This is a genomic window from Sphaerobacter sp., assembly GCF_019683595.1.
Taxonomy (GTDB): domain Bacteria; phylum Chloroflexota; class Chloroflexia; order Thermomicrobiales; family Thermomicrobiaceae; genus Sphaerobacter.
This window is the reverse complement of sequence record NZ_JADGHZ010000171.1, coordinates 1-7,111: the sequence shown is the minus strand read 5'-3', so window position 1 is coordinate 7,111 and position 7,111 is coordinate 1. Positions and strand designations below refer to the sequence as shown.

At 70.8% G+C, this 7,111-nt stretch carries 6 protein-coding genes; 4 read left to right on the top strand and 2 right to left on the bottom strand.

Translation table 11 applies throughout. The annotated features are described in order from the left end of the window. The 3 genes from IRZ30_RS14195 to IRZ30_RS14185 all read left to right on the top strand — a co-directional run. The coding region (locus IRZ30_RS14195) for a LuxR C-terminal-related transcriptional regulator (RefSeq protein ID WP_294086104.1) at nt 1-602 on the top strand (602 nt) is incomplete at its 5' end. A gap of 233 nt (nt 603-835) precedes the next feature. Next, the gene (locus tag IRZ30_RS14190; protein WP_294086103.1) at nt 836-1,558 is read left to right on the top strand and encodes a hypothetical protein; all 723 of its coding nucleotides are present in this window, start codon (nt 836-838) and stop codon (nt 1,556-1,558) included. Between the two features lie 125 nt (nt 1,559-1,683). Continuing rightward, the gene (locus IRZ30_RS14185) at nt 1,684-2,472 is read left to right on the top strand and encodes an alpha/beta hydrolase (protein ID WP_294086102.1); all 789 of its coding nucleotides are present in this window, start codon (nt 1,684-1,686) and stop codon (nt 2,470-2,472) included. 312 nt (nt 2,473-2,784) lie between these two features. Here the strand turns inward: IRZ30_RS14185 and pdxS are convergent, their stop codons facing one another. Both pdxS and IRZ30_RS14175 read right to left on the bottom strand, forming a co-directional pair. Continuing rightward, on the bottom strand, nt 2,785-3,669 hold the full coding sequence (gene pdxS / locus IRZ30_RS14180; protein WP_294086101.1) for a pyridoxal 5'-phosphate synthase lyase subunit PdxS: 885 nt from the start codon (nt 3,667-3,669) through the stop codon (nt 2,785-2,787). A 107-nt stretch (nt 3,670-3,776) separates the two neighbouring features. Then, nucleotides 3,777-5,291, bottom strand: a complete 1,515-nt coding sequence (locus tag IRZ30_RS14175; protein ID WP_294086100.1) for a PLP-dependent aminotransferase family protein — start codon at nt 5,289-5,291, stop codon at nt 3,777-3,779. A gap of 185 nt (nt 5,292-5,476) precedes the next feature. Here IRZ30_RS14175 and IRZ30_RS14170 point away from each other — a divergent pair, with 185 nt between their 5' ends. Further along, complete coding sequence (locus IRZ30_RS14170) at nt 5,477-7,027, top strand: helix-turn-helix domain-containing protein (RefSeq protein ID WP_294086099.1); 1,551 nt, start codon at nt 5,477-5,479, stop codon at nt 7,025-7,027. Nucleotides 7,028-7,111: the final 84 nt, after the last annotated feature.

The window sequence follows — 7,111 nt, the reverse complement described above, 5'->3', positions numbered from 1 at the left end:
TCACGCACCGCGCCCGCGGGGATCACCCGATCACCTACCTCCACGAAGCTGAGGATCTCACCATTGCCCGATTGCTGATCGCCCAAGGTGACCCCGGCGCCGCCGAGACGCTGCTGCACGGACTCCTCACGGCAGCCCGATCGGACGGGCGGTACGGCAGTCTGATCGAGATGCTGACGCTACAAGCCCTGGCCTTCGCGGCCCAGCATCGGGACGACGAGGGGTTATCGGCCCTGGCAGAGGCGCTCGAACTCGCCGAACCGGAAGGGTTCGTCCGGACCTTTCTGGACGAAGGGGCGCCCATCGCCGAGTTGCTCCGCAGCGCGGTGGTTCACGACCGGCACGCCTCCTACGCGCTCCAGCTCCTGAAGGCGTTCGACGAGAGCGCGGCTACGGAGCAGCCGCTTCCCGAGCCGTTAAGCGACCGCGAGTTGGAAGTCCTGCGGCTGGTGGCGGCCGGGTACTCCAATCAAGCGATTGCGAACGAACTCTTCCTGGCCGTCAGCACCGTCAAGAAGCACATCAACCATGTGTACGCCAAGCTCGCGGTGACGAGCCGGACCCAGGCGGTCGCCCGAGGGAGAGAACTGGGGCTCGTGTGAGCCGGGACCACTCCGACCAGTCCCGGTGCCCATCCCGAGGCGTGGCGCCGCCTTGGCGTCCAGTTCACCCCCCACTACCCCCTCGAATACACCCTTTGATTGATCTCAGCCGCCTGGCTGCTTGCGACACTGAACGGGGCCGCGCGTGCCGGGGACGGAGCCACTCCCCGAATTGACGGTGCCCCGCGGCTCCGCGCATCAGGCGCGGCACGAGGTCACCTGGAGGACAGCCAATGGAGGAAGCACGCAGCCGAAACCCTGACAGACCAGCCAACGCCGGCCGGGCACGTGGCGGATGGACGCCGGGCCGCATCGTGTCGCTGGTGGCAGGGGGCGTGCTCGCTCTGGGCGCGCTCGGACTGATCGTGGGCGGCGGGCTGTTGCTCGGCACCGCGACCAGCAACGGCGGGTGGCTGGATCTGGGCCACGCCACCTACGAGACGGACAGCTACGCGGTGGTCACGGAGCCTGCTGATTGGGGCACTCAGACCTACGTGCTCGACAACGTGGACAAGGTGCGCATCCGCGTCACCCCCCAGGATGCCACGGCCCCGGTGTTCGTGGGCATGGCTCCACAGGGCGATGTGGAGGGCTATCTGAGCGACGTCCGGTACGTCACCGCCCACGGCGAGCCCGGCTACCAGGTCAGCTACACCCAGCACGACGGGCATGAGCCGACCGCGCCGCCGGCCGGGGCCGTCCCCTGGACCGTCCAGTCCACGGGCACGGGCACCCAGACGCTGGAGTTCGACGCACAGGAGCAGCGCGGCGATCAGGTTCTCGTCGTCATGAACGCCGACGGGTCACCCGCGATGAGCGGCAGTGCGGAATCCGCCGCCACCCAGCCGTCGCTGGTATGGATCGCCGTCGGTCTCCTGGCCGGTGGCATTGCCATGGGCGTCGTCGCCGCCCTCCTCATCATCGCGCCGATCCGGCGCGCCAGAGGACGCGCCTGAGGGCATCGGCATCACCGGGGCGCGATTCGGGCACGGGCCACGGACCGCCACTCCCCGCGGCCACCCGTGCGTGTTTCGCTGAGTGTGTCCCCGGCAGGCCATTCGCGCGCGATGAGGACGGAACCGTGCAGCACGTTACGTCGAGAGACGGCACCGCCATCGCGTATGAGCGCACCGGTTCGGGACCTGCACTCGTACTGGTGCATGGCACGGGCATCGATCACACGTACTGGGACCCGCTCGTTCCAGCGCTTGCGCGCCATTTCACCGTGTATGCGATGGATCGGCGGGGGCGTGGGCAGAGTGGCGACGCCCTACCCTACGCGGCGGAGCATGAGTTTCAGGATGTCGCCGCTCTGGTCGACGCGATCCCCGGGACCGTGGATGTCCTCGGGCACTCGTACGGCGCGCTGTGCGCCCTAGAAGCCACCCTCCTGACACCGCGGATCCACAAGCTGGCCTTGAACGAGCCGCCCATGTACACCTCGACGGACATCTCTTACCCGGAAGACACGCTCGACCGGTACGACGCCCTCCTCCGCGCGGGCGAGGCGGAGCGTTCGCTGCTCCTGCTCTACGAGGTCGGCCAGACACCGGCCGACGAAGTGCGCTTGCTGCGGTCGCAGCCCAACTGGCAGGCACGGGTCGCGGCGGCACCCACGATCCCGCGCGAGATCCTGGCCGTCAGGGACTACACCGCTGACCCCGCCCGCTTCAGGTCGGTGAGCACGCCGATCCTCTTCCTGCTTGGGGGCGAGACACTCCCGATCTACACCGCCGCGACGCAGGCGTTGCACCACTGGCTGCCGCACAGCCGGATCGTGGTCCTGCCCGGGCAACCACACGACGCCGTGGTCACCGCACCGGACCTCGTGACCCGCGAAGTGCTCCGCTACTTCTTGGACGCCGCGTAGCAGGTGCTGAGCCCCTGCGTACGGCGTATCGCGTATTCCGTGTTCCGTGTCGGTGGGTCACTCGCGCCCGTGTCTCCAACACGCAAGACGGAATACGCAATACGCATCCAGCTCCAGGTTGACGTTTGAGGCATTGTCATCCTGAGCGGAGCCGGGACCGGCGTCCAGCCGGGACCGGCGGAGTCGAAGGATCTCCCCGGGGCGAGGCACATCCGACCTGAGATCCTTCGCTCCGCCGCCCGCCGCCCCGCGGCGGCCGGCCCCGCTCAGGATGACAGGTCATGAGAATGTGCGGTTCAACCGCACGTGGTGTCACGCTCCCCGCCCGGCGAGCAACTGCTCCTCCGGGATCTCGCCCAGGTCCAGGCCGCGCATGGGCTCGCCCAGCCCGCGGCTGACCTCAAGCAACACCTGCGGGTCGCGGTAGTGAGCCGTCGCTTCGACGATCGCCCGGGCGCGCCGCTCCGGGTTCTCCGACTTGAAGATGCCGGAGCCGACGAAGACCCCCTCGGCGCCGAGCTGCATCACCAGCGCGGCATCGGCGGGCGTTGCCACGCCGCCGGCACAGAGGAGAGGCACCGGCAACCGCCCCGTCTGGTGGACCTGGAGCACCAGATCGTAGGGCGCCCCGAGGTCGCGTGCCACGCTCACCAACTCCTCCTGCGGCAGCCCCTGGAGCCGCCGGATGTCGTCGGTGATGTCGCGCAGGTGGCGCACCGCCTCGATGATGTTGCCCGTTCCGGCCTCCCCTTTGCTCCGGATCATCGCGGCACCCTCGGCGATCCGGCGCAGTGCCTCGCCCAGGTTGCGTGCGCCGCAGACGAAGGGGGTCGAGAAGGCGTGCTTGTCGATGTGGAAGCGATCGTCGGCCGGGGTCAGCACCTCGCTCTCGTCGATGAAGTCGATGCCGAGCGCTTCCAGGATCTGCGCCTCGGCGATGTGGCCGATGCGAGCCTTGGCCATCACCGGGATGCTGACGGCCTCCTTGATCGCCAGGATCAGGTCCGGGTCGCTCATGCGGGCCACCCCGCCCTCGCGTCGGATGTCCGCCGGGACCCGTTCGAGCGCCATGACGGCCCGGGCGCCCGCCGCCTCGGCAATGCGCGCCTGCTCCGGTGTCACGACATCCATGATCACGCCGCCGACGAACGCCCGCGCCGCCTCGACTTTCGCCTGCCAGCCTGCTCGGTCGACCATCATGGATGCTCCTTTCTCATACGTGATGCGTCATGCGTCCCCCTCACCCCGGCCCCTCTCCCACCAGGGGAGAGGGGAGTAGGACGCATGACGTATGACGCATCACGTCACACTATCGGCGTCGCGCGGGCGGCGTCGCGGCGCTCGGCGCCGGTGCCACGACTGCCGCGCAGGGCGGCAATCGCCTCCCCCAGCCGCGCGATCGCCAGGTCGATCTCCTCTTCCCGGGGCAGGGTGAAGTTGAGCCGCAGCGTGTTCTCCCCCTCGCCGTCGGGGTGGAAGCTGCTCCCCGGCGCGATCGCGACGCCACGCCGAGCCGCCTCCGGCAGCAGGTCGCGCGCCCGCAGCCCGTCGGCCAGCCGGCCCCAGATGTAGAGCCCGCCGGCCGGGCGCTCACAGGTCAGCATCCCGGCGCAGTGGCGCTCGATTGCGGCCAGCATGGCATCGCGCCGCCGGGGGTAGGCCTGCCGCAGCCGCTCGACGTGCTCGGCCAGCAGCCCGCGGTCGAGGAACGCCCACACCGCCCACTGCGCCAGCGGGTTGGTATCGAGATCCACGATCTGCTTCATGAGCGCCAGCCGCTCGATCAGCGGGCGCGGCGCGGCGATCCAGCCAATGCGGAAGCCGGGGAACAGCACCTTCGACAGCGTGCTCAGGTAGATCACCGAGCCGTGGGAGTCGAGCGCGCGGAGCGGCGGGATCGGCCGCCCATCGTAGCGCAACGCGCCGTAGGGATCGTCCTCCACCACCGGCACCTGCTCGCGCGCAGCCAGCGCCAGCAGCCGGTGGCGCCGCTCCAGGCTCATCGTCGCCCCGGTCGGGTTCTGGAACGTCGGGAGGGTGTAGATCAGCTTCGGCCGCCGCCGCGCGATCAGGTCCTCCAGCAGCCCGACCCGCATGCCGTCCGCGTCCACCGGGATGGGAAGCAGCCGCGCCCCGGCGGCCCGGAAGACCTGGATGGCCCCGAGGTAGGTGGGCGACTCGACCGCGACGAGGTCACCCGGCTCCAGCAGCGCGCGCGCCAGCAGGTAGAGCCCCTGCTGCGACCCGGCCACGACCAGCACCTGGTCCGGCTCCAGCGGCGGGCCGTCGCCGGCCATCCAATCCGCCAGCGCCGCCCGTAGCGGCGGATAGCCCTCAGTCGGGCAGTGCTGCAGCAGCTCCTGCCCCGCTGTGTGCAGCGCTTCGTCGAGCAGCGCCCGGATGGCGTCGATCGGGTAGAGCTCCGGCGACGGGATGCCGGTCGCGAGCGAGATGACATCGGCGCGAGCCGAGACGAGCATGGTGTCCCGCAGCAGCGGGTCGTTCATCACCTCGGTCGCCTCGGTGAAGAGCTGCCCCCAGGGGATACCCCGCGGCTCGCCCGATCCTGCCCCGTCGCCGGCTGCCCCGGCGACGATCGTGCCGCGCCCCACGTGGCCGACGATCAGCCCCTCGGCCGCCAGTTCCCGGTAGGCGTTGACCACGGTCGTCCGGTTCACCCCGAGCATGGCCGCCAGCCGCCGCTCGGGCGGGAGGCGCGTGCCGGGTGGAAGCTCGCCGGAGCGGATCTGGTCGCGGATCTGGCGGCTGATCTGGAGGTAGAGCGGCAGCTCGCGCGAGCGGTCCAATTCGACGATCATCCCACCCTCCAATTGGATGCGTCCAATCTACCCTACCACGGCCAATTGGGCCGGCAAACAGCCATTTGGTGGGCTGATCGTACCAGCCAATCGCAGCGCCGGCCATTGGGACACAGCGGGCCACGCGGTATACTTCGCGGATGACAGGGAGTTCCATCCGTGCCACGGACGAGATGGTTCCGGGGATGAAGCCGATCGCGGACATCACGCTGCGCGACCTCTGCCGGTGGGACCGGCGACTCGGCTTCGTCCCGCCGGTCGGGGTGGACCGCGAGCAGGCCCTGGAGCGCGCAGTCTCCTGGGCCGTTTCGGTTCGCACCACCCCGCCGCTGCTGCCGCCCCTGCGGGGCGACGAGCTGGTGGTGCTCTCACCGCGGGTGCTGGCACAGATCGAGGCGGACGAGGCGCTGAGCTGGGAGGATCTCAGCACCGAACTGGCCCGCAACCGGGTGGCGGCAGTGCTGAGTGAGCCGTCCTTCGCCGAGGAACCCCACCCGGTGCTACCGATCCTGACTCTCCCGGCCCCGTTCCCGCACGACGCCGAGGGAATGCTCAACCGCCTGATCACCGAGCGGCGGGCCGAGCTCTACCGGCTCGGCAACGAGCTCTCCCGGCGCCTGTCGCAGGCTGCGATGGATCCGCGCGGCGTGGAGGCACTGCTCGGGGTCGCGGCCGAGCTGGCCGGGCGCCCGCTCGTGCTGCAGGACCGCGAGGGGAACGTCGTCGGCTGGGGCGGCGGCACGATCGTCCCGCCCGCCACGGCCGCGGAGCTGAACGCCGCCAACGGGGCGACCAGCCCCCTCCTCTGCCACGGCCCGGACGGCACCGAGCGGCTGATCCTCCCCCTGACGGCCGGGACGCCCAGCGGCTACCTCTCGCTGGTCGGGCCGGCCGGCACCTTGAACGAGAGCGATCGGCTGGTGCTGGCGCAGACGGCGGCCACCTGCTCGATCCTGCTCGGCCAGGGGCGCACCGCCGGGCTCGGCGGGGGACGCCAGCGCCTGGTGGCCGACCTCCTCCTCGGCCGCCTGGCCTCCGACGCCGCGGCCCTGGCCCGCGCCCAGATGCTCGGCATCGACACCACCGCGCCGGTGATCGTCGGCCTGATCGACGCGCCGGATCGCCCCGCCGCGGCACGGCACCTCGTGGCCCAGGCGCTCGGCCCGGCCGTGGGGGACAACCTGGCACCGGTGCCGGGCGGCATCGGCTTCCTCGTGCAGGGCAGCGACCCCTCCCGCGCGGCGAGCGCCCTGCGCCCCACGCTGCGGCGAGAAGGGGCGAACGGCATCATCGTCGCCCTCAGCCGTCCGGTCCCGACCATCCTCCAGGCACCGGAGGGCCTGCGCGAGGCGCGCTTTACCCTCGGGCTGCAGCGGGCAGGCGCCGTCCCGCTCCCGGTCGCCCGCGCCGGGTCGGTGGACGACCTGGGCCTGTTCAGCCTGCTCTATCCGCTCTGGGGCAACCCGGCCGTGGCCGCGTTTCGCGACGCCGTGCTCGGCCCGCTGGAGGAATACGACCGCCGCCGGCACAGCGGGCTCATCGAGACGCTGGAGGTGTACCTGTCACATGGCGGCGCGCTCGCCGAGGCCGCCGAGCACCTGGGGATTCATCGCAACACCCTCTCCTACCGCCTGCAGCGCATCGCCGAGTTGACCCGCCGCGACCTCGGCAATCCCCGCGACCGCCTCCTGCTCCAGGTCGCCCTCCTGACGCGCCACCTGCCGGAGGAGGAGTAAGGCGTCATGCGTCATACGTCATGCGTCACACTCCCCTCTCCCCTGGTGGGAGAGGGGCCGGGGGTGAGGGGGACGTTTGACGCA